At 58.3% G+C, this 19,907-nt stretch carries 17 protein-coding genes; 12 read left to right on the forward strand and 5 right to left on the reverse strand.

Annotated elements, in window-relative coordinates:
• Nucleotides 1-2: 2 nt before the first annotated feature.
• On the reverse strand, nt 3-467 hold the full coding sequence (locus ACR0CE_RS06895; protein WP_480481813.1) for a (2Fe-2S)-binding protein: 465 nt from the start codon (nt 465-467) through the stop codon (nt 3-5).
• 98 nt (nt 468-565) lie between these two features.
• Between ACR0CE_RS06895 and ACR0CE_RS06900 the strand changes: the two genes are divergently transcribed.
• The gene (locus tag ACR0CE_RS06900; RefSeq protein WP_480481812.1) at nt 566-1,144 is read left to right on the forward strand and encodes a TetR/AcrR family transcriptional regulator; all 579 of its coding nucleotides are present in this window, start codon (nt 566-568) and stop codon (nt 1,142-1,144) included.
• Here the strand turns inward: ACR0CE_RS06900 and kynU are convergent.
• Complete coding sequence (kynU, locus tag ACR0CE_RS06905) at nt 1,137-2,330, reverse strand: kynureninase (RefSeq protein ID WP_480831587.1); 1,194 nt, start codon at nt 2,328-2,330, stop codon at nt 1,137-1,139. The genes ACR0CE_RS06900 and kynU overlap by 8 nt on opposite strands.
• 172 nt (nt 2,331-2,502) lie before the next feature.
• Between kynU and ACR0CE_RS06910 the strand changes: the two genes are divergently transcribed.
• The 6 genes from ACR0CE_RS06910 to ACR0CE_RS06935 all read left to right on the forward strand — a co-directional run bounded on the left by ACR0CE_RS06910 (nt 2,503) and on the right by ACR0CE_RS06935 (nt 9,225).
• Nucleotides 2,503-2,952, forward strand: a complete 450-nt coding sequence (locus tag ACR0CE_RS06910; RefSeq protein ID WP_267364290.1) for a methyltransferase family protein — start codon at nt 2,503-2,505, stop codon at nt 2,950-2,952.
• Between the two features lie 129 nt (nt 2,953-3,081).
• Nucleotides 3,082-4,653 (forward strand): Re/Si-specific NAD(P)(+) transhydrogenase subunit alpha, encoded by a 1,572-nt coding sequence (locus ACR0CE_RS06915; protein ID WP_480831589.1) that lies wholly within the window; start codon nt 3,082-3,084, stop codon nt 4,651-4,653.
• A gap of 13 nt (nt 4,654-4,666) precedes the next feature.
• Entirely contained in the window at nt 4,667-6,121 is a 1,455-nt protein-coding gene (locus tag ACR0CE_RS06920) for an NAD(P)(+) transhydrogenase (Re/Si-specific) subunit beta (RefSeq protein ID WP_209504484.1), read from the forward strand.
• 155 nt (nt 6,122-6,276) lie between these two features.
• Nucleotides 6,277-6,633, forward strand: coding sequence for a VOC family protein (locus ACR0CE_RS06925; protein WP_209504483.1), 357 nt, complete (start codon nt 6,277-6,279; stop codon nt 6,631-6,633).
• Between the two features lie 109 nt (nt 6,634-6,742).
• Entirely contained in the window at nt 6,743-8,020 is a 1,278-nt protein-coding gene (locus ACR0CE_RS06930; protein WP_480831590.1) for a DUF3422 family protein, read from the forward strand.
• 107 nt (nt 8,021-8,127) lie between these two features.
• On the forward strand, nt 8,128-9,225 hold the full coding sequence (locus ACR0CE_RS06935; protein ID WP_480831592.1) for an MFS transporter: 1,098 nt from the start codon (nt 8,128-8,130) through the stop codon (nt 9,223-9,225).
• Between the two features lie 6 nt (nt 9,226-9,231).
• Here ACR0CE_RS06935 and ACR0CE_RS06940 read toward each other — a convergent pair whose 3' ends face one another.
• From ACR0CE_RS06940 to ACR0CE_RS06950, 3 genes are all read right to left on the reverse strand, one after another.
• Nucleotides 9,232-10,212 carry an ABC transporter permease gene (locus ACR0CE_RS06940; protein WP_267366742.1) on the reverse strand — a complete coding sequence of 327 codons (981 nt, stop codon included), beginning with the start codon at nt 10,210-10,212 and terminating at the stop codon, nt 9,232-9,234.
• Entirely contained in the window at nt 10,205-11,212 is a 1,008-nt protein-coding gene (locus ACR0CE_RS06945; RefSeq protein ID WP_209504480.1) for an ABC transporter permease, read from the reverse strand. The genes ACR0CE_RS06940 and ACR0CE_RS06945 overlap by 8 nt, the downstream gene beginning before the upstream one ends.
• 93 nt (nt 11,213-11,305) lie before the next feature.
• Nucleotides 11,306-13,012, reverse strand: coding sequence for a peptide ABC transporter substrate-binding protein (locus tag ACR0CE_RS06950; protein WP_209504479.1), 1,707 nt, complete (start codon nt 13,010-13,012; stop codon nt 11,306-11,308).
• A 285-nt stretch (nt 13,013-13,297) separates the two neighbouring features.
• Here ACR0CE_RS06950 and ACR0CE_RS06955 point away from each other — a divergent pair, with 285 nt between their 5' ends.
• The 5 genes from ACR0CE_RS06955 to ACR0CE_RS06975 are packed head-to-tail and all read left to right on the forward strand — an operon-like array spanning nt 13,298 to nt 19,866.
• On the forward strand, nt 13,298-15,118 hold the full coding sequence (locus ACR0CE_RS06955) for an ABC transporter ATP-binding protein (protein WP_480583127.1): 1,821 nt from the start codon (nt 13,298-13,300) through the stop codon (nt 15,116-15,118).
• Between the two features lie 4 nt (nt 15,119-15,122).
• Complete coding sequence (gene argE, locus ACR0CE_RS06960) at nt 15,123-16,289, forward strand: acetylornithine deacetylase (RefSeq protein ID WP_480831594.1); 1,167 nt, start codon at nt 15,123-15,125, stop codon at nt 16,287-16,289.
• 43 nt (nt 16,290-16,332) lie between these two features.
• The gene (locus ACR0CE_RS06965) at nt 16,333-17,499 is read left to right on the forward strand and encodes a M20 aminoacylase family protein (RefSeq protein WP_267362903.1); all 1,167 of its coding nucleotides are present in this window, start codon (nt 16,333-16,335) and stop codon (nt 17,497-17,499) included.
• Nucleotides 17,500-17,514: 15 nt separating this feature from the next.
• Nucleotides 17,515-18,678 carry a M20 aminoacylase family protein gene (locus ACR0CE_RS06970; RefSeq protein WP_480481803.1) on the forward strand — a complete coding sequence of 388 codons (1,164 nt, stop codon included), beginning with the start codon at nt 17,515-17,517 and terminating at the stop codon, nt 18,676-18,678.
• Nucleotides 18,679-18,702: 24 nt separating this feature from the next.
• The gene (locus tag ACR0CE_RS06975) at nt 18,703-19,866 is read left to right on the forward strand and encodes a M20 aminoacylase family protein (RefSeq protein ID WP_267362899.1); all 1,164 of its coding nucleotides are present in this window, start codon (nt 18,703-18,705) and stop codon (nt 19,864-19,866) included.
• Nucleotides 19,867-19,907 lie beyond the last annotated feature (41 nt).

Raw genomic sequence — 19,907 nt, forward strand, 5'->3', positions numbered from 1 at the left:
TCTTACGCCTCCTTCAACTTCGATGCTGCGTCGTGGATCGCGGCCCGGATGCGGGGGTAGGTGCCACAGCGGCACAGGTTTCCCTGCATCGCCTCATCGATCTCTGCGTCCGTGGGCGCAGGGTTTTCCGCAAGCAGGGCAGCGGCCTGCATGATCTGGCCCGACTGGCAATAGCCACATTGCGCCACCTGATGATCAGCCCAGGATTGCTGGATAGTAGCCAGTGCTTCTGGCGTGCCAACGCCTTCGATTGTGGTCACGTCACCCCAGACATCCGACAGCGCCACTTGGCACGAACGTACCGCCTCGCCATTGATATGAACCGTACAGGCGCCGCAAGCGGCGACGCCACAGCCAAACTTGGTGCCGGTCAGGCCAACCTCATCCCTCAGAACCCAAAGCAGGGGGACATCATCCGGCAGGTCGATCTGATGAGGGGTTCCGTTAATCTTCAGGGCCGTCGCCATGGCGCACCTTTTGTAACTGTGGCAGGTTCTGACATAATGATTGCAAAGTGTCAGTCTGTCAATTGACAAATTAAACAAAAAATGTCAGAGATTTGCGCATGAAAGATACGAGTGACGAATCCCGGCAGAAAGCGATCCTAGCATCTGCTTTTCAGGCCTTTTCCGCATACGGGTTCCGCAAGACCTCGATGGATGACATTGCGCGCGGTGCGGGGATGTCACGGCCAGCGGTTTATCTGTATTACAGGAACAAGGAAGCGATCGTTCGCAAGCTGACCGAACGGCATTACGAGGAAAAGACCGCAGCGGTGGCCGAGGCGCTGAACGGTGAAGGCTCGGTTTCGGACATTGCCAGAAAGGCGATCCACGCCCAGACCGAGGGCATGGCTGCGATTTTGGCGTCGCCGCATGGGCTTGAGATGCTGGACACGACCAAATCCATGGCCATCGACATTGTCGAACGGGGCGAAGGGGAACTTGCCGCGCTTTATGCCGAATGGCTGAGGCGAGAGCAGGGTGCTGGCCGCGTTCGTCTGTTCGACACGCCTGAAGAAACGGCGAAAACACTTACGGTCACGCTGAAGGGGATCAAGCTGACTGCGTCAGACGCCGAGGAATTTGAAAGGCGCACCAACCAGTTGGCGGCCCTGATCGGGGCCGGGCTGGAAATCAGGTAACGCGCTGCCGGGTTTTGTACTCGGGCGTGTCCCAAAGCTTGTTCTGCATGACATCCGCCAGAATCCCGACTGCACGCTCGACATCGCTTTCATCGATATACAGCGGCGTGAAACCAAACCGCATTGTGTCAGGTGCGCGGAAATCTCCGACGACACCACGCGCGATCAGCGCTTGCATCGCGGCGTAGCCTTCCTTGAAGCGGAATGAAACCTGACTGCCACGCTGCTCGGGCGCGCGCGGACTGTCCAATTGCAAGTCTGGGCAGGTCGCCTCGACCTGACGAATGAAAAGCTCGGTCAATTCAATGGACTTGGCGCGCACATCCGCCATGTCGGCCATATCCCAGATGTCCATGGCCGCCGAAAGTGCGGTCATTTGGATGATCGGAGGTGTTCCCACGCGCATACGCTCAATCCCGCTTCCGGGGCGATAGTCCAGGTCAAAGGCAAAGGGCGCTTCGTGCCCCAGCCAACCAGACAGGGCCGGGCGCACACTATCTGCAAGTCGGGGCGCAACATAAATGAACGCGGGCGCACCGGGGCCGCCATTGAGGTATTTATAAGTACACCCGACTGCGAAATCTGCATTGCACCCTGCAAGGTCAACGGGGATGGCCCCTGCGGAATGCGCCAGATCCCAAACCGCCACGACACCGTTGGCGTGGGCCAGTTCCGTCAGTGCCTTCATGTCGTGCATCCGGCCCGTGCGGTAATCCACTTCGGTCAGCATCAGGACTGCGACCTCTTCGGTGATTGCATCTGCGACGTCCTGCGGGTCGACGACGCGCAGTTCGTATGGGCTCCCAAGGGATCGCAGCAGGCCATCGACCATGTACAGGTCTGACGGAAAGTTCCCATTGTCAGAAAGCACAACCTTGCGGGCCGGGTTCAGTTCAAGGGCAGAGGACACGGCCTGATAAACCTTGATCGACAGGGTATCGCCGGTCACGACGCTGCCTGGCTCGGCTCCGATCAGGCGGCCAATTCGATCTCCAAGCCCTGTGGGAAGGCCCATCCAACCGGCTTTGTTCCAGCCGGTGATCAGCATTTGCCCCCATTCCTCGGTCAGCATGTTCTGCACACGGGACGCAGCCGTTTTAGGCAGCGGGCCCAAAGAGTTGCCGTCCAGATAAATCACGCCCTCGGGCAGGTCGAACATGGCTTTGGTTGCTGCAAAATCGGTCATGAAGGCTCACTCACTTGTGTGGTCGTCTTTTGTTGCATTTGGGGTAGCCGATCCTGACATGTCTGTCTATCGATGCGACATACTGGTCTTTTGCTAATCTGGCCGAAAAACGGTAGGACGTCGGTCAGAAGCGACACACACCCGACACCGTCGTCGTTCATGAGGGCTTAGAATGCGCTGGATAGATGTACCGCCAGTTTGGTTGATCGCTTTTGCGGTGCTGGCATGGGCACAAGCCAGATACATGGCGCTGGGCCTGTCACTAGAGAGCGGCCTGACCGACCTTCTCAGTGGAGTTCTGATCGGCGGTGGCGTTCTGATGGCCGTTCTGGCCATTGTCGAGTTTCGCCGCCATAAAACAACCGTCATTCCCCATGAGACACCGACCGCGATGGTGCAAACGGGCATCTACAAACGCAGTCGAAACCCGATCTACGTCGGGGACGTACTGATTCTTGCGGGTTTGATTCTGCGGTTTGACGCCGTGTTGTCACTGGTTTTGGTTCCGGTCTTCGTCTGGGTGCTGGAGCGCCGGTTTATCCTGCCGGAAGAAGACCGCCTGCGCCGGCAGTTCCGCACGGATTTCGCACGCTATGAACGCAAGACGCGGCGTTGGATCTAAGGTGGCTGATTTTGTGATGTTACGTAAAAAATGCTGCGCTTGCGAAATAATGTTGCGCAGGATACATCTTTGCTTAACAAAGAATACCGACCACCCGCTCGGACAGAGTAAAAATTAGGGGGACTGCCAGTGAAGATAGGCACGCCAAAGGAAATACTGGACGGTGAGAACCGGGTTGCAATGACGCCCGACTCGGCCGTGCAATTGCAGAAACTGGGCTATGAGTGCCTGATCGAGAAAGGCGCGGGCGCGGCTGCCGGTTTTTCGGATGCCGCATACGAGGCCGTAGGCGTTGAGGTGGTCAAGACCGCAGCGTCGCTGTGGAAGACTGCAGATATCATTGCCAAGGTTCGTATCCCGACTGAGGCCGAACTGAAACGGTTGACCAAGGGCAAGACCCTGATTTCGTTCTTCAATCCTGCGGGCAACGAAGAAGGAATGGAGCTGGCCAAATCCAAGGGCGCCAACGTGATCGCCATGGAGATGGTGCCACGCATCTCGCGCGCGCAGAAGATGGACGCGCTGTCGTCGATGGCAAATATCGCAGGCTATCGCGCCGTGATCGAAGCAGGCAACAACTTTGGCCGTTTCTTCACCGGCCAGGTGACCGCCGCCGGTAAAGTTCCTCCTGCCAAGGTGCTGATCGTTGGGGCCGGTGTGGCCGGTCTGGCCGCAATCGGGACGTCCACGTCGCTGGGCGCGATCACCTACGCGTTCGACGTGCGCCCTGAAGTGGCCGAACAGGTCGAATCGATGGGGGCTGAGTTCGTCTATCTGGACTTCGAGGAAGAGCAGCAGGACGGCGCGGCCACAGGCGGGTATGCCTCGGTCCAGTCGGAAGAATTCCGCAACGCGCAGCTGGCCAAGTTCCGCGAACTTGCACCCGAGATGGACATTGTTATCACCACCGCCCTGATCCCCAACCGTCCGGCGCCCAAGCTGTGGCTCGAGGATATGGTCAAGGCGATGAAGCCGGGTTCGGTCATCATCGACCTTGCAGCCGAGCGAGGCGGGAACGTCGAAGGCACCGTGCCGGATGAGAAAGTTGTCACCAACAATGGCGTGACCATAATCGGTTATACCGACTTCCCCAGCCGAATGGCGACACAATCCTCGTCGCTTTATGCCACCAACATCCGTCACATGATGACAGACCTGACGCCCGAAAAGGACGGTCAGATCAATCACAACATGGAAGACGATGTGATCCGCGGCGCGACCGTGACGCATGAAGGTGAAATCACCTTCCCACCGCCACCGCCCAAGATTCAGGCGATCGCCGCGCAGAAGAAGCCCGAGGTCAAGGAACTGACCCCGGAAGAGAAAAAGGCGCAGGAGATTGCGGCCTTCAAGGCGCAGACCAAGCAGCAGTTCACCCTTTTGGGTGTTGGTGGCGCGCTGATGCTGCTGGTGGGGCTGGTTGCCCCGGCCAGCTTCATGCAGCATTTCATCGTCTTCGTGCTGGCCATTTTCGTAGGCTTCCAGGTGATCTGGAATGTCTCGCACAGCCTGCACACGCCGCTGATGGCGATCACCAACGCGATCTCGTCGATCATTATCGTTGGGGCGTTGATGCAGATCGGATCGGGGTCGTTCCTGGTCATTCTGCTGGCGGCGCTGTCCGTCTTCATGGCCGGGATCAACATCTTCGGCGGCTTCCTCGTAACCCGGCGCATGCTCGCCATGTTCCAGAAATCTTAAGGAGGCCGGGCACATGGAATTTGGCTTCACCACTGCCGCCTACGTTGTTGCGGCTGTTTTATTCATCCTTTCCCTTGGCGGGTTGTCGAACCAGGAAAGCGCCAAGCGCGCGGTCTGGTACGGCATCGTCGGTATGGCGTTGGCGGTCTTTGCCACGCTGGTTGGCCCCGGTTCTGGCCTGTGGCTTTTGTCGATCCTGCTGATCATTGGCGGCGGTCTGATCGGTCAATACGTGGCGCAGCGCGTCCAGATGACCGAGATGCCGCAACTTGTGGCCGCGATGCATTCGCTGGTAGGTCTGGCCGCGGTGTTTGTGGGTTTCAATGCGCATTTTGAGATCGGCAACGTGGCGCAGGTCCTGGCGATTGCGGATACGGCGAAAGAGGCGGATCTGCATGATCTGGGCACCTTTGCCAAACTGATTGCCAAGAAGACGCCGGCCGAGCTGGCAATCCTTCATGTAGAACTGTTCCTGGGCATCTTTATCGGTGCGATCACCTTTACCGGTTCGGTCGTGGCCTATGGCAAGTTGGCGGGCAAAGTGACCTCGGCGGCGACAAAGTTGCCCGGTGGTCATGCGCTGAACGCAGCGGCGGCGGGTCTCTCGCTGATCTGCTTGATCTGGTATACCTCGTCCGGTGGGCTGCTGCCGCTGATCCTAATGACCCTGGCCGCGCTGTTCATCGGTTATCACCTGATCATGGGCATCGGTGGCGCGGACATGCCGGTGGTTGTGTCGATGCTGAACAGCTATTCGGGCTGGGCCGCGGCGGCGATTGGTTTCTCGCTGGGCAATGACTTGCTGATCGTGGTCGGTGCGCTGGTGGGCTCAAGCGGTGCAATCCTGTCCTACATCATGTGCAAGGCGATGAACCGTCACTTTGTCAGCGTGATCCTGGGCGGCTTTGGTGGCCCGCAGGGTGAACAGATGGCCGTTGAGGGCGAGCAGGTGGCCATCGAGGCGGATGGCGTTGCTGCAGCCCTGAACGATGCCGACAGCGTTATCATCATTCCCGGTTATGGTATGGCGGTGGCGCAGGCACAGCAATCGGTCAGTGAACTGGTCCGTAAGCTGCGCGCCAAGGGTAAAGAGGTGCGTTTTGCGATCCACCCGGTCGCGGGCCGTTTGCCGGGCCATATGAACGTGCTGCTGGCCGAGGCGAAGGTGCCCTATGATATCGTTCTGGAAATGGACGAGATCAATGACGACTTCCCGGATACGGATGTGGCCATCGTCATCGGCTCGAATGACATCGTGAACCCTGCGGCGCAGGAAGATCCCAACAGCCCGATTGCCGGTATGCCGGTTCTGGAATGCTGGAAGGCCAAGCAGGTCTTCGTGTCAAAACGTGGTCAGGGTACAGGGTATTCGGGTATCGAAAACCCGCTGTTCTTCAAGGAAAATACCCGCATGTTCTATGGCGACGCCAAAGCATCGCTGGACAAGCTGCTGCCGATGATCGATTGATCCACCGGTCTGATCCAATTGCAAAGGGCGCCTTTGGGCGCCCTTTTCTTTACTTGTACCATTGGGGGCTTTGCCCCCAAACCCCCAGGATATTTATGGCCAGATGAAGCGGGCGGGTTGTGGTATGATAGACATGCGTATTGTTGGAGCGAAGCATGGAGAAAGTGAACGGTATAGGGGGCGTATTTTTTCGGGCCAGTGATCCTGAGGCATTGAGCCGCTGGTACGAAGAACATCTGGGTGTAAACCACTATGATCCGGTACCCTGGAAGCAGCGCGAAGGGTATACGGTGTTTGCACCGTTCGCGAAAGACACTGAGTATTTCGGAAACCCGGATCAGCAATGGATGATCAATTTTCGGGTCGACGATCTGGGCGCGATGATACAGCAGCTTGAAGCTGCCGGAATTGCTGTTGAGACTCGCCCCGACTGGGACAGTGAGATCGGAAAGTTCGCGCGGCTTCACGATCCGGAAGGTAATCCGATCGAGCTGTGGCAGCCAAATCAATGAGATAGTCGGTTTGTATACCTTTGTATTCGTGTAAGTATATGAAATAAAATAAGAATTGATGTATCCGAGTTGTGACGTATAGTGCGGACACCGCTATCGGAGCCTCGGAATGACGCCAATCGATGATCACCCGCTGCGCTATGCGCTGGCCAATGAACTTCATGCCCGCCCGTTTCCGGCCGCCGATACGCCGTGCACGGTCGCCTTTCTTGCGATCAAGAAGCCGGAAGCAGCCGTCGCTCGGGACCGCAGTCAGGATATCGCCCACCTGATTGATCTGCTTGACCGACATGGGGCGCAACATCCGCAGCCGGGGGCCACGCATTATGCCGGGCAGATCGGACGCCATTGGCTGAAATGGGAGCAGCACACAGAGTTTGTCACGTATACGGCGATTGTGCCGAACGTCAGCGGCCGCCCCTTCAACCCGGCTGATTTCGAGGTTTTTCCCCCGGATTGGCTGATGGCCAGTCCGGGCCAGAGGATCACTTCGCTGCTGATGCGGGTGGTACCGCGCCCGGAAGATGCGACGGTAAAGGTCGCTCTGGCTGATTGGTTCGAACCTGAAAGTCTTGCCGTGTCGCGGGTGTTGGATGCTTCGGCGATTTGCGCCAGTGATTTCCGCATCGACCCGGCTGGTCACATGCGTTTTGCCCTGTTCGTGACCGAAGGCACGGGCACGCGCCGCACAGGGCGTATTATCCAGCGGCTGTGCGAGATCGAGACATACAAGGCGATGTCGATGCTTGGCTTTGCCCGCGTCAAACAATTGGCCCCCCGGATCGAGGAACTGGACGCCCAGTTGGCGAAGCTGATGGTTGAAATGACGGATGACACCACACCACCAGAAGCGCTGTTACCTCAATTGCTGGCCACATCGACTGAGCTCGAGACCATTTCGGCCCGCAGTTCGTTCCGATTTGGGGCAACCGGCGCTTACGAGGCGCTGGTGAACCAGCGGATCGATGTCCTGCGCGAGGAAAGGTTCGAAGGCGGCCAAAGCTTTGCCGATTTCATGATGCGCCGTTATGACCCTGCGATCCGTACCGTGAAATCAACCGAACGCCGCCTGCAGGCGCTGTCTGACCGGGCGATCCGTGCGGGTGAGTTGCTGCGCACAAGGGTGGACGTCGAGCGGAGTGCACAAAATCAGGCCCTGTTGGAAAGCATGGATCGTCGGGCTGATCTTGCCTTGCGCTTGCAACACACGGTCGAGGGGCTTTCTGTGGTGGCCATCAGTTATTACGCGGTCTCACTGGTTGGCTACCTTCTGTATCCGTTGACGGCCACAGGGATAAGCAAGGGAATGCTGACGGCGGCGGCGACGATCCCGGTTGTAGCGGGCGTATGGTTCGCCGTTCGGCGTATCCGCAAACGCCTCGGGTAAGCTGCAATTGCTAATTTGCGCCCAACCTGTAGAACGGGTGGGGCGGGCAGACAGCACGAGGTTCTCTGTTGATTGGCGTTTTCTCGGCATGGCGGGCAGTTGCCGCCATGTTCATCCTGAACGGGGCCTTGTTTGGTATCTGGGCTTCGCGCATTCCGGCCGTGCGCGACCGGTTGGAGCTGTCCCATGACGCGTTGGGGTACGGGTTGTTGTTCATGGCGGCCGGGGCTGTCTGTTCGTTTCCGGTCACAGGGCGGTTGACGGATCGGTATGGCGCAGTCGCGGTAACCCGGATAGTGGCCGTTCTGTACACGCTGTCGCTGGTTCTGCTTGCTGTTGCTGGCGGGTTTTGGGCGCTGGCGTATTGTTTGTTTGTTTTCGGCGCGTTCCACGGATCGATGGATGTGGCAATGAATGCCTGGGCCGCCGAGGTCGAGCAGGCATATGACAAACCCGTAATGTCGTCATTCCACGCCATGTGGAGCCTTGGGGCCGGTCTTGGCGCGCTCAGCGGGTATGTGGCAGTTCAGATAGGGCTTACGGTTCTGGTGCACTTCCTAGTGGCGGGTGGCGCGGTTGTTGCCTTCGCGCTGGCCTCGTCGTGGGTGCGCTGGGCGTCGAAACGGTCCGAGCGGTCGCAAAGCTCGGTTTTTGCTTTGCCCTCGGGCGCGCTGATACTGGTCGGATTCGCCGCCATGTGTGGTGCATTGGGTGAAGGCGCCGTCGCGGACTGGAGCGCGATTTTCCTGCGAGACGTGTCCGGTGCGCCCGAAAGTGTTGCCGCATTGGGCTATGCCGTGTTTTCCGTGGCGATGGTTGCGTTTCGACTTGCAGGTGCTGTTGTCATCACTTGGTTTGGTCCTGCCGCCACGGCTCGGTTTGGCGGGATCTGCGCGGCACTGGGCGTTTTCGTTGTGGTTTCTTCGGTCGTGCCCTTGCCCGCATTGGCGGGGTTTGCGCTGATGGGTATAGGGTATGCGGTGATCATGCCGCTGGCGTTCAGCCGTGCAGCCAGCGATCCGCATGTGCCGCCGGGGCAAGCCATCGCGAGTGTAGCTACGCTGGGATATGGCGGGCTGTTGATTGGGCCGCCGCTGATCGGATTTTTGGCGGAACTGTTCGGCCTGCGTCTGGCGTTCGCCGTGCTGTTGCCATTGGCCGTTCTGATCGTGCTGTTGGCCGGCGCGCTGAAGCGCGCCGACTAACTTGTTTCAGCGTCCGCGAATGCGGGGATCCAGCGCGTCGCGCAGACCATCACCCAGATAGTTGACGCTCAGAACAGTCAGCGAGATTGCCAGACCGGGCCAGAATACACGCTCGGGGTATTGCTGAAGATAGTCGACACCATCAAACAACAGGCGGCCCCATGTCGGGAAGTCGGGCGGGAAGCCCAGCCCAAGGAAGGACAGCGCGCTTTCGGTGATGATCGCTGTGGCAATCCCCAGTGTTGCCGACACCATGATCGGCGAAAGAACGTTCGGCAGGATATGCCGCGTGATGATCTGGCTGTTGCTGGTGCCGATGGAGCGTGCGGCCAGAACGAATTCACGTTCCTTGATGGCCAGGACGTCACCGCGCACGATCCGTGCAGTCGGCATCCATGAGGTGATGCCGATGGCGCAGACGATCAGGATGAAGATCCCGCGCTCCAGCCCGAAAGCCGCTGACAGGGGCTCGCGGAACAGAAGCATCATGACCAGCAGCAAAGGCAGCAGGGGCAGGGCCAGAAACAGGTCGGTCAGGCGCATCAGCGGCCCATCGAGCCGCCTGAAGAATCCCGCCAGAACGCCGATGAACGAACCCAGAAACAGCGCCAGCAACATTGCGGTTATGCCAACCGAGACTGAGGTTTGACCACCCGACATCATGCGCGCAAGAATGTCGCGACCCAATTGGTCGGTGCCAAAGGGATGCGCCCAACTGGGCCCCTGATTGCGCGACCGGATATCGATCTGGGTTGGATCAATGCTCCACAGATACGGGCCCAGATAGACACCGGCAACGATGATGATAAACAGGATCGCCCCGACCATTGCGCCTTTGTGGGTCTTGAACTGATCCCAAACATCGCGCCATTGGCTGCGGGGAGGGGTGGCCAGTTCTTCCATCACGTCGGCTGTCGGCAAGGCGGTTGAAGCTGGTGCAAGTCCTTCGTCCGGGACCAGCGTATCGGTACGATCATGATCAGTCATATCGAATCCTCGGGTCCAGAATGCCATAAAGTACGTCAGCGATCAGGTTGAACAACACGATCAGTACGGCGAAAATAAAGGTCAGGGTTTGCACCATCGGCAGATCATTGGCCTGAATCGCGCCGATCAGCAACTGCCCGATTCCGTTCACCTTGAACACCTGCTCGGTGATGATGGCGCCACCAAAGATGGACGGAATACCCAGCGCGATCACGGTGACCACCGGGATCATCGAGTTTCGCAGGACGTGAACCATGACCACGGTATATTCGCTGAGACCCTTGGCGCGGGCGGTGCGAACGTAATCCTGATTGAGGTTATCCAGCATGGACGCGCGCATGAACCGGCTGAGCTGCGCGGTGATCTGCAAGGCCAGAACCATGACCGGCATGATCATCTGTTTGAGCTGTACAACAAAGCTGTCCCAGCTGTTGACCACCAGCGTTGTGTCATAGATCGACGGAAACCAGCCCAACTGAACCGAAAAGATCACGATCACCAGCACGCCCGAGAAAAACGGCGGGACCGAGAAGCCGACCATCGAGACGAAGGTACCCATCTGGTCGAACCAGGAATATTGGCGGTAAGCCGAGTAGATGCCGATGGGCAGCGCGATCAGGATGGCGACCACATAGGCGGTGCCGACAACCCACAAGGTCTGCGGGATACGCTGAACGACGATGTCCATGACCGGCGAGCGGGTCTGCCATGAAATCACGCGCAGGTCGCCTTCGGAGAAGGTTGTACCGAATACAGAATCGACCAATACCTGCGGTTCTATCCAGAAGAACTGCACAATCCATTTCCAGAATCGGATATGCATCGGTTGGCCGAGGCCAAGCGCCTCGCGCATCTTCTCTTTGACTTCCGGGGGAACGGTGAGTGGAACCTGTGCCATCGGGTCGCCAGGGGCAAGCTCGAGCAGCAGGAAAATGACGAGGCTGATGAACAGCAATGTGGGCACCGCCAACACCAGTCGTCTGATTGTAAAGTTGAGCATTCAAAGGCGCCTTTGTTGATGCGTCTTCTTGTTGGAGCGGCCTGCAAATGACCGCGCCCCGAAGATCGGGGCGCGGCTTGGCAGGTTTAACGCTTAGGAGCCGGTCTTGCGGTACCAGTCCGCAACGTTCCAAAGCTCGCTGTCCCAAGTGTTCAGGATTACGCCACCCAATGTGTTGGAATGTGCAGAGACCCGTCCACGATCAACCAGCGGAACCACGACATAGCTGTCCTTGGTCAGCATATCGTTGAGTTTACGGGCAATTTCGCCACGCTTTTCAAGCTCGCCAGTGCGGCCCAGTTCGGCCACCAACTTGTCATACTCGGCATCACAGTAGCGGTTGATGTTCTCACCCTGCCACTGGCTTTCCGGTTTGGGTGCCTTGTCACAGGTGTGCTGCGCAAGATAGCTTTCCGGATCGGTGCCATCGAAGTTGTTGGCGTACATTTCAACGTCTGCATAGAAACGCTGGAACGTGTCCGGGCTGCCCGGGTCACCGCCGAAAAAGACCGACGCGTTGATGTTGCGCAACTCGGTTTCAACACCGATCTGGCTCCACCATTCCTTAATCAGCGCCTGGAAGTCCTGACGAACAGCGTTGGTCGAGGTTTGATAGACCAGCGACAGTCTTACACCATCCTTGGCGCGGACACCGTCAGCACCTTTCACCCAACCGGCTTCATCCAGCATCTGGTTCGCGCCGTCGATGTCCTGCGTCAGACACTCGGTGTTGTCGCTTGCGTACAATGCCGGGGCCGGTACCAGGTTGCAGGTCGGGCGACCGGCTTGACCGTAGCCAATCTCAACCAGCAGATCACGGTCGATTGCCATCGACAGTGCCTTGCGAACCGCCAGCTCCGACAAGGCCGGGTGCGGATGTTTGGCGGTTGAACGTTCGCCTTCAGGCAGGCTGGGGGACGGATCTGTCATGTTCATTTCGATCCGTTCGACCAAGGTTCCGAACGCCGCGATCGGAGTACCCTTGCCGCCTTCCTTCATCTGCTCGATGACTTCGGGCGCCAGTTGCAGGTTCCACGCATAGTCGAATTCGCCGGTTTCCATCACAGCACGGCCAGCCGCTGTCGCATCACCGCCACCTTTAAAGGTCAGCGTGGCAAAAGCGGGCTTGTTCGGGTCACGATAGTTCGGGTTGGCCGACATGGTGATCACGTCGTTTGGCTTGAATTCGTCTACCACAAACGGGCCGGTTCCGATCGGACCAAAGTTTTGATCTGTACATTCAGGCGCCTTGGAGCCCATGCAGTTCTGAAACTGGGCCATCTGGATAATTGGCGACTGGCCACCCATGAATGGGCCGTAGGGGTTCGGCTTTGGTTCGGCAAAGTTGACCTTGATGGTCAGATCGTCGATTGCCTCGACGCTTTCGACGCCTTCAAACTTGGCAAGCTGGGCGCAACCACCTTCCGGATGCATGCAATAATCTGCGGTGAACTTTACGTCGGCCGACGTCACGGGCGACCCATCGGACCAGACCAAACCGGATTTCAGCTTCCACGTGATCGATTTCAGATCCGACGAAACACCACCGTTTTCCACGGTCGGGATATCCTCGGCGAGATAGGCTACCAGATTCCCGTCTTGGTCATAGCGACCGAGCGGTTCAATCACCAACGAAGCCGATTCGATATCTTTGGTGCCCGAGGACAGGTACGGGTTCAGGATCGACGGAGCCTGCCAGTAAATGATGCTGACATTGCCGTCCGATCCACGCTCGGCCATAGCCACAGGGGCCATCGCCGTGCTTGCAATCGCACCAAGCAAAAGGGTTTTGATTTTCATAAGTTACTCCCAAGTTGGACACGTTCGTGTCTCGATTATCTCCGCAAGGCCTGCGGGTTTGGCGTTGCCGCCCCAAGGTAAGGTTCTGATCAACAAAGATAATAGCGCTAACGATTTCGGTCTGCGCCGCCTCCCCAGGTCGGTTACATGGCGTATCGAAACAGAACCTGAGAAAAATGCAAGTAGTGCCGTCGCGAAAATGTGTAATGGGTTTGACTTTTCCCGGCGGCCCGCCTTAGCGTTCGGAATTCAGAAAAAGAATACCGTCGTCAAGGGAGCGCGCGCGTGCTGGATCAGCCTATTGCACAGATTAAAAAACTGCGGGTGGAGTTTCAGACGAAGGATGGCCCCGTTGTCGGTGTTGAGGATGTCTCGTTCGAGGTCAAACCGGGTGAAACCGTTTGTATCGTTGGCGAATCGGGGTCTGGAAAATCGGTGTCGTCGCTGTCGCTGATGCGGTTGGTCGAGTTCGGTGGGGGTGAAATCGCGGGTGGTGAACTTCTGTTTGATCGCCGCGATGGGGGCGAGATGGACCTGTCCAAAGCCGATCCGGATCTGATGAAACAGATTCGCGGCAACGAGATCGGGATGATTTTTCAGGAGCCGATGACGGCGCTTAATCCGGTTTTTACCGTTGGTCGCCAGTTGACCGAAGGTCTGCGCATCCACAAGCAGATGTCAAAGGCACAGGCCGAGGACCGGGCGCTTGAGTTGCTGCGCCAGGTTCGCATCCCCGAGCCCGAGCGTCGTCTGAAACAATACCCGCACGAGCTGTCGGGCGGGATGCGCCAGCGTGTCGTCATCGCGATGGCCATGGCCTGCGAACCCCGCCTGCTGATCGCCGATGAACCAACCACAGCGCTGGACGTGACCATTCAGGCCGAGATCCTGGCCCTGATGGATCGCCTCAAGCGCGAAACCGGAACTGCGGTGATGTTCATCACCCACGACATGGCCGTGGTTGCCCAGATGGCTGACCGTGTTGTTGTCATGTATCGCGGCAACAAGGTCGAAGAGGGGACCGTCAAGGAAATCTTTGAAAACCCGCAGCATGATTACACCAAGGCCCTTTTGGCCGCAGTACCGAAGCTGGGTGAAATGCAGGGCAAGTCGGCACCTGAACCGATGAAGTTGCTGGGTGTCGAGGGGCAGAAAATTGCGCCCATTCCCGGAACCGAAGAAGTTTTGTTGACCGTAAAGAACCTGACCACGCGGTTCCCGGTCAAAGGTGGTCTTCTGCGGCGCACGATCTCGAACGTTCATGCGGTCGAGGATGTGTCATTCACACTGAACAAAGGTCAGACACTCAGCCTTGTGGGCGAATCCGGGTGCGGAAAGTCCTCGGCCGGGCGTTCGATCCTGCGGCTGGTCGAGCCGATGGCGGGCGAGGTCAATCTGGACGGTGTCGATATCATGAAGCTGGACCCGTCCGGCCTGCGCAAGGCGCGGCTGGACATGCAGATGATCTTTCAGGACCCGTTCGCCTCGCTGAACCCACAGATGCAGCTGGTCGATCAGGTTGCCGAGCCGATGCGCAACTATGGCGTGGCGTCGGGATCCGAATTGCAGGACCGCGTCGCGCAATTGTTCGACAAGGTGCAGCTGCCGCGCAGCTTCATGCGTCGTTTCCCGCATGAAATGTCCGGGGGACAGCGTCAGCGGATCGCGATTGCCCGCGCACTGGCCCTGAACCCCAAGCTGATCATCGCGGATGAGGCGGTCTCGGCCCTCGACGTGTCGGTTCAGGCGCAGGTTCTGAACCTGATGATGGAGCTGCAGTCCGATCTGGGGCTGTCCTATCTGTTCATCAGTCATGACATGGCCGTGGTTGAACGTGTCAGCCACTATGTCGGCGTTATGTATCTGGGCCGCATTGTGGAACTGGGCCCGCGTGCACGTGTGTTTGAAAACCCGCAACACCCCTATACGCAGGCGTTGATGAAGGCAGTTCCAATTGCTGACCCAAACAAGCGAAAGACTGAAAAAGACCTGAACTTCAAACCGATCCCGTCACCGATCCACCCTGTCGACTACAAACCGGAACCCTCGCAATATCAAGAGGTTGAACCGGGTCACTTTATCCTGACCACAGACAGTGGGTACTGACACGATGGCCAAGCGCCTGACGCCGCTTGAGATCATGACCAAGCTGATCTCATTCCCAACCGTGAGTCGTGACACCAACCTGCCGTTGGTCGACTGGGTGGAAGAATACCTGCAAAGCCATGGGATCACGTCGCACCGCTGGCCTGATCCGGATCAGCCGCATAAGGCGGCGATCTTTGCGCATGTTGGCCCTTTGGAAGAAGGCGCAGTTGTGCTGTCCGGGCACACGGATGTCGTACCGGTTGACGGGCAACCCTGGGACACCGACCCCTTCACCGTGACCGAGGAGGACGGCAAATATTTCGGGCGCGGCACCTGTGACATGAAGGGATTTGATGCGCTTGCCATCTGGGCGCTGGTCGAGGCGCATTACGCACGTGTGAAACGACCGCTCCAACTTGCGCTGAGTTTTGATGAGGAAGTCGGGTGTACCGGGGCGCCGCCGATGATCGAGGCGATGCAGGGCGTTCTTCCCAAAGGCTCGGCGGTGGTTGTGGGCGAACCATCGATGATGCAGGCGGTGACGGGTCACAAGGGTGGGTTCGGCTTTGACACCCATATGGTCGGGTTCGAAGTTCACAGCTCGATCATGCACACAGGCGTCAACGCCATCATGGCGGCGGCCCCGTTGATCGACTGGGCCAACCAACAGAACGCGCGAAACATGGCGGCGCAACCCAGTACCGTTGCTGCCGTGTTCGATCCACCCTGGACAACCTGCCATGTCGGTATGATTGAAGGCGGAACGGCCCATAACATTACCGCCAAAGACTGCCGGTTCATGATGGATTTCCGGACTGTGCCCGATGAAACGCAGGCCCAATGGCGCGATGCCTATTTCGAACAGGTTCGGCAAGTTGAGGCTCAGATGCAGGCCGTTCACCCGGATACCCGCATCGAACTGACTGAAAATTTCGCGATTCCGGGGTTGATCCCGGAAGAGGATGGTGAAGCCGAAGCACTGGTACGCGCCCTGACCGGAGACAACGCAAGCCATGTGGTCAGTTACGGGACCGAGGCAGGTCAATTTCAGGAGGCCGGGTATTCTGCCGTGATATGCGGACCCGGAGACATAGCGCAGGCCCATCAGCCGAATGAGTTCATTACGATTGAACAATTCGAAGCCGGTCATAAATTCATGCAGAGATTGGTTGAAAAACTATGCGCCTAGCCCGGTCAAAAATGGTGCCAGCGGTTGAGAGAAAGGTCTTGAGATGCCCGTAAAAAACAGACTTGCGGAAATGCACGGCGAGATCACCGAATGGCGTCGCCACCTGCACGCCCATCCGGAGCTGATGTATGACGTCCATGAAACTGCGGCGTTTGTCGCTGCCCGTCTGAAAGAATTCGGAGTGGACGAGATCACTCCGGGCGTTGGCAAAACGGGCGTTGTCGGGGTGATCAAAGGGCGCACGGATACGCAGGGGCGCGTCATCGGCCTGCGTGCAGACATGGACGCGCTTCCGATTGAAGAGGCGACAGGGCTGGACTATGCCTCGACCGTGTCGGGCAAGATGCACGCCTGTGGACATGACGGGCATACTTCGATGCTGCTTGGGGCCGCGCAGTACCTTTCCGAAACGCGCAATTTCGATGGCACCGTGGTTCTGATCTTCCAGCCTGCCGAGGAAGGCGGGGCCGGCGGTCTGGCCATGTGTCAGGACGGGTTGATGGACCGCTGGGGCATTCACGAGGTCTATGGCATGCACAATATGCCCGGTCTTCCGGTGGGAGAGTTCGCAATTCGCCCCGGCGCGTTGCTGGCCTCGTCCGATGAGTTTGAAATCACCGTCACTGGCAAGGGCGGACACGCCGCTGCGCCGCATGAGGCGGTGGATACGACACTGGTGGCCTCGCACATCGTTGTTGCCTTGCAATCGGTGGTGTCCCGGACCGTTGACCCGATCAAGCGAGTTGTCCTCACCGTTGGTACGTTTGTGACTGACAGTGTTGCGTCAAACGTGATCGCTCATACGGTTCGTTTGCAGGGAACCGTGCGGACACTTGACCCCGAGTATCGCACAATCGCCGAAGAACGCGTGCGCCGGATCGCCGAGGATACGGCCTCGGCCTTTGGCGCGAAGGCGGAGGTTATCTGGACACCAGGATACCCGGTGACAGTGAATTCCGAGGCCGAAACAGGCTATGCCGCCGAGGCGGCAGCTGCGGTTGCGGGCAAGGTCAACGACAGCACGGACCCGATCATGCCGTCCGAAGATTTTGCCTATATGCTTGAAGAACGCCCCGGCGCGTACATCTTTATCGGGAACGGGGATACGGCCATGTGCCATCACCCGCAATACAACTTTGACGACGACGCGATCCCCGCCGGTTGCAGCTGGTTTGCCGAGCTTGTGGAACGACGATTGCCTGTCGCATGAAACAGGGAGAATGACATGCCGATCAAGAACCGTCTCGCAGAGATGCATGATGAGATCACCGGTTGGCGGCGTGACATTCACCAACACCCGGAAATTCTGTACGACACCCACCGCACCAGTGCGCTGGTTGCGGAAAAGCTGAACGAGTTTGGTTGCGACGAGGTCGTGACCGGCATCGGTCGCACCGGTGTCGTCGGGGTCATTCGCGGCAAAAGCGACACGCGGGGCCGTGTGATTGGCTTGCGCGCCGATATGGATGCCCTGCCGATGCAGGAACAAACCGGGTTGGACTATGCCTCAGAAATACCGAATGCGATGCATGCCTGTGGTCATGACGGGCATACTGCGATGGTTTTGGGGGCCGCCAAGTATCTGGCGGAAACCCGCAACTTTGATGGCACGGCAATTGTGATCTTTCAGCCTGCCGAAGAGGGTGGGAATGGCGCCGAGGCCATGTGCAAGGACGGTCTGATGGATCGGTTCGGCATTCAGGAAATCTATGCGATGCACAATGTGCCGGGTGTTCCCACCGGGCAGTTTGCCATTCGCTCAGGCCCGTTGCTGGCAGCGGCGGACGAGTTTGACATCCAACTTGAAGGGCGCGGCGGCCACGCGGCAAAACCTCATCAGACGATTGATACAACGGTGATGCTGTCGCAGCTGATCGTGGCGTTGCAGACGATCGTGTCGCGCAACGCGGATCCGATTTTGCAGGCCGTGCTGTCTGTGACCTCGGTCGAGACATCTTCGAAAGCGTTCAACGTGATCCCGCAATCGGCGCGGATACGCGGCACCGTTCGGACCCATTCCAACGAGTTGCGCGACCTGATCGAACAACGGCTGAAGGAAGTCTCGGAAGGGACCGCTGCAACATTTGGCGGGTCCGTGAACCTCACCTATACGCGCGGTGTTCCGGTGACGATCAATGCCGAAGCCCAGACGGGATATGCAGCAGAGGCTGCGGTGTCGGTTGGGGGCAGTTGCATTGAAGCGCCGATGGTGATGGGGGGCGAGGATTTCTCGTTCATGCTGGAAGAGAGGCCCGGGGCATTCATCGTTTTGGGCAACGGTGACAGTGCCGGGCTGCATCACCCCGAATACAATTTCAATGACGAGATCATCCCCATTGGGTGCTCGTGGTTTGCGGAAATGGTCGAGCGCCGGATGCCGGCGGCTTGACCTGAATCAGGAGAGAGAAAAGACATGCCAGTTAAGAATCGCTTTGCCGAATTGCAGAATGAAATCACAGAATGGCGAAGGGATTTGCACGAGAATCCAGAGATCCTGTTTGAGACCCACCGCACCAGCGCGAAGGTGGCCGAGAAGCTGAAGGAGTTCGGATGCGATGAGGTTGTGACCGGTATCGGACGTACCGGCGTTGTGGGGGTGATCAAAGGCAAGTCGGACAGCAAGGGAAAGGTGATCGGCCTGCGCGCAGATATGGATGCGTTGCCGATACATGAGGCAACGGGGCTGGACTATGCCTCGAAAACGCCGGGTGCGATGCATGCCTGTGGCCATGATGGGCACACCGCGATGCTGCTGGGGGCGGCAAAGTACCTGTCGGAAACCCGCAACTTTGACGGCACCGTTGTCGTGATCTTCCAACCTGCTGAGGAAGGGGGCGGCGGGGGCCGCGAAATGTGCGAAGACGGCATGATGGACCGCTGGAACATTCAGGAAGTCTACGGCATGCATAACTGGCCGGGACAGCCTGTCGGCAAGTTCGCAATCCGACCGGGGTCGTTCTTTGCGGCAACCGATCAGTTCGACATCACCTTTGAGGGTCGCGGCGGACATGCGGCCAAACCGCATGAGACCGTGGATACCACAGTTCTGGCAGCGCAGGCTGTCCTTACGTTGCAAACGATTTCTTCGCGCAATGCCGACCCGATTGATCAGGTTGTGGTGTCAGTGACATCGTTCGAGACGTCATCCAAGGCATTCAATGTGATCCCTCAGACCGTGCAGATCAAAGGCACGGTGCGCACCATGAGCAAGGGCATGCGGGATCTGGCTGAAAAGCGGATCAACGAGATTTGCAACGGTGTTGCGGCCACGTTTGGCGGCACCGCTGACGTGACCTACATTCGTGGATATCCGGTGATGGTGAACAGCGACGAGCAAACAGAGTTTGCGGCGGACGTGGCCCGGTCGGTGTCCGGTGATTGCGACGAGGCACCTTTGGTCATGGGGGGCGAAGATTTTGCCTTCATGCTGGAGGAACGCCCAGGCGCTTATATTCTTGTGGGCAACGGTGACACCGCAATGGTTCATCACCCGGAATACAATTTCAACGACGAAGCCATTCCGGCCGGATGCAGCTGGTGGGCGGAGATTGTCGAACAGCGGATGCCAGCTGCCTGATGGAGAGGGTGGGGGCTCTGCCCCCACACCCCCGGGATATT

Source organism: Ruegeria sp. L11, from assembly GCF_056531755.1.

Coding starts and splice junctions, on each gene's coding strand:
- kynU (WP_480831587.1), bottom strand. CDS start 2,330: ATGACCGATTTTGCAGCAACCAAAGCCATGTTCGACCTGCCCGAGGGC.
- ACR0CE_RS06930 (WP_480831590.1), top strand. CDS start 6,743: ATGACGCCAATCGATGATCACCCGCTGCGCTATGCGCTGGCCAATGAA.
- ACR0CE_RS06920 (WP_209504484.1), top strand. CDS start 4,667: ATGGAATTTGGCTTCACCACTGCCGCCTACGTTGTTGCGGCTGTTTTA.
- ACR0CE_RS06970 (WP_480481803.1), top strand. CDS start 17,515: ATGCCGATCAAGAACCGTCTCGCAGAGATGCATGATGAGATCACCGGT.
- ACR0CE_RS06900 (WP_480481812.1), top strand. CDS start 566: ATGAAAGATACGAGTGACGAATCCCGGCAGAAAGCGATCCTAGCATCT.
- ACR0CE_RS06925 (WP_209504483.1), top strand. CDS start 6,277: ATGGAGAAAGTGAACGGTATAGGGGGCGTATTTTTTCGGGCCAGTGAT.
- argE (WP_480831594.1), top strand. CDS start 15,123: ATGGCCAAGCGCCTGACGCCGCTTGAGATCATGACCAAGCTGATCTCA.
- ACR0CE_RS06935 (WP_480831592.1), top strand. CDS start 8,128: ATGTTCATCCTGAACGGGGCCTTGTTTGGTATCTGGGCTTCGCGCATT.
- ACR0CE_RS06950 (WP_209504479.1), bottom strand. CDS start 13,012: ATGAAAATCAAAACCCTTTTGCTTGGTGCGATTGCAAGCACGGCGATG.
- ACR0CE_RS06945 (WP_209504480.1), bottom strand. CDS start 11,212: ATGCTCAACTTTACAATCAGACGACTGGTGTTGGCGGTGCCCACATTG.
- ACR0CE_RS06965 (WP_267362903.1), top strand. CDS start 16,333: ATGCCCGTAAAAAACAGACTTGCGGAAATGCACGGCGAGATCACCGAA.
- ACR0CE_RS06910 (WP_267364290.1), top strand. CDS start 2,503: ATGCGCTGGATAGATGTACCGCCAGTTTGGTTGATCGCTTTTGCGGTG.
- ACR0CE_RS06895 (WP_480481813.1), bottom strand. CDS start 467: ATGGCGACGGCCCTGAAGATTAACGGAACCCCTCATCAGATCGACCTG.
- ACR0CE_RS06975 (WP_267362899.1), top strand. CDS start 18,703: ATGCCAGTTAAGAATCGCTTTGCCGAATTGCAGAATGAAATCACAGAA.
- ACR0CE_RS06940 (WP_267366742.1), bottom strand. CDS start 10,212: ATGACTGATCATGATCGTACCGATACGCTGGTCCCGGACGAAGGACTT.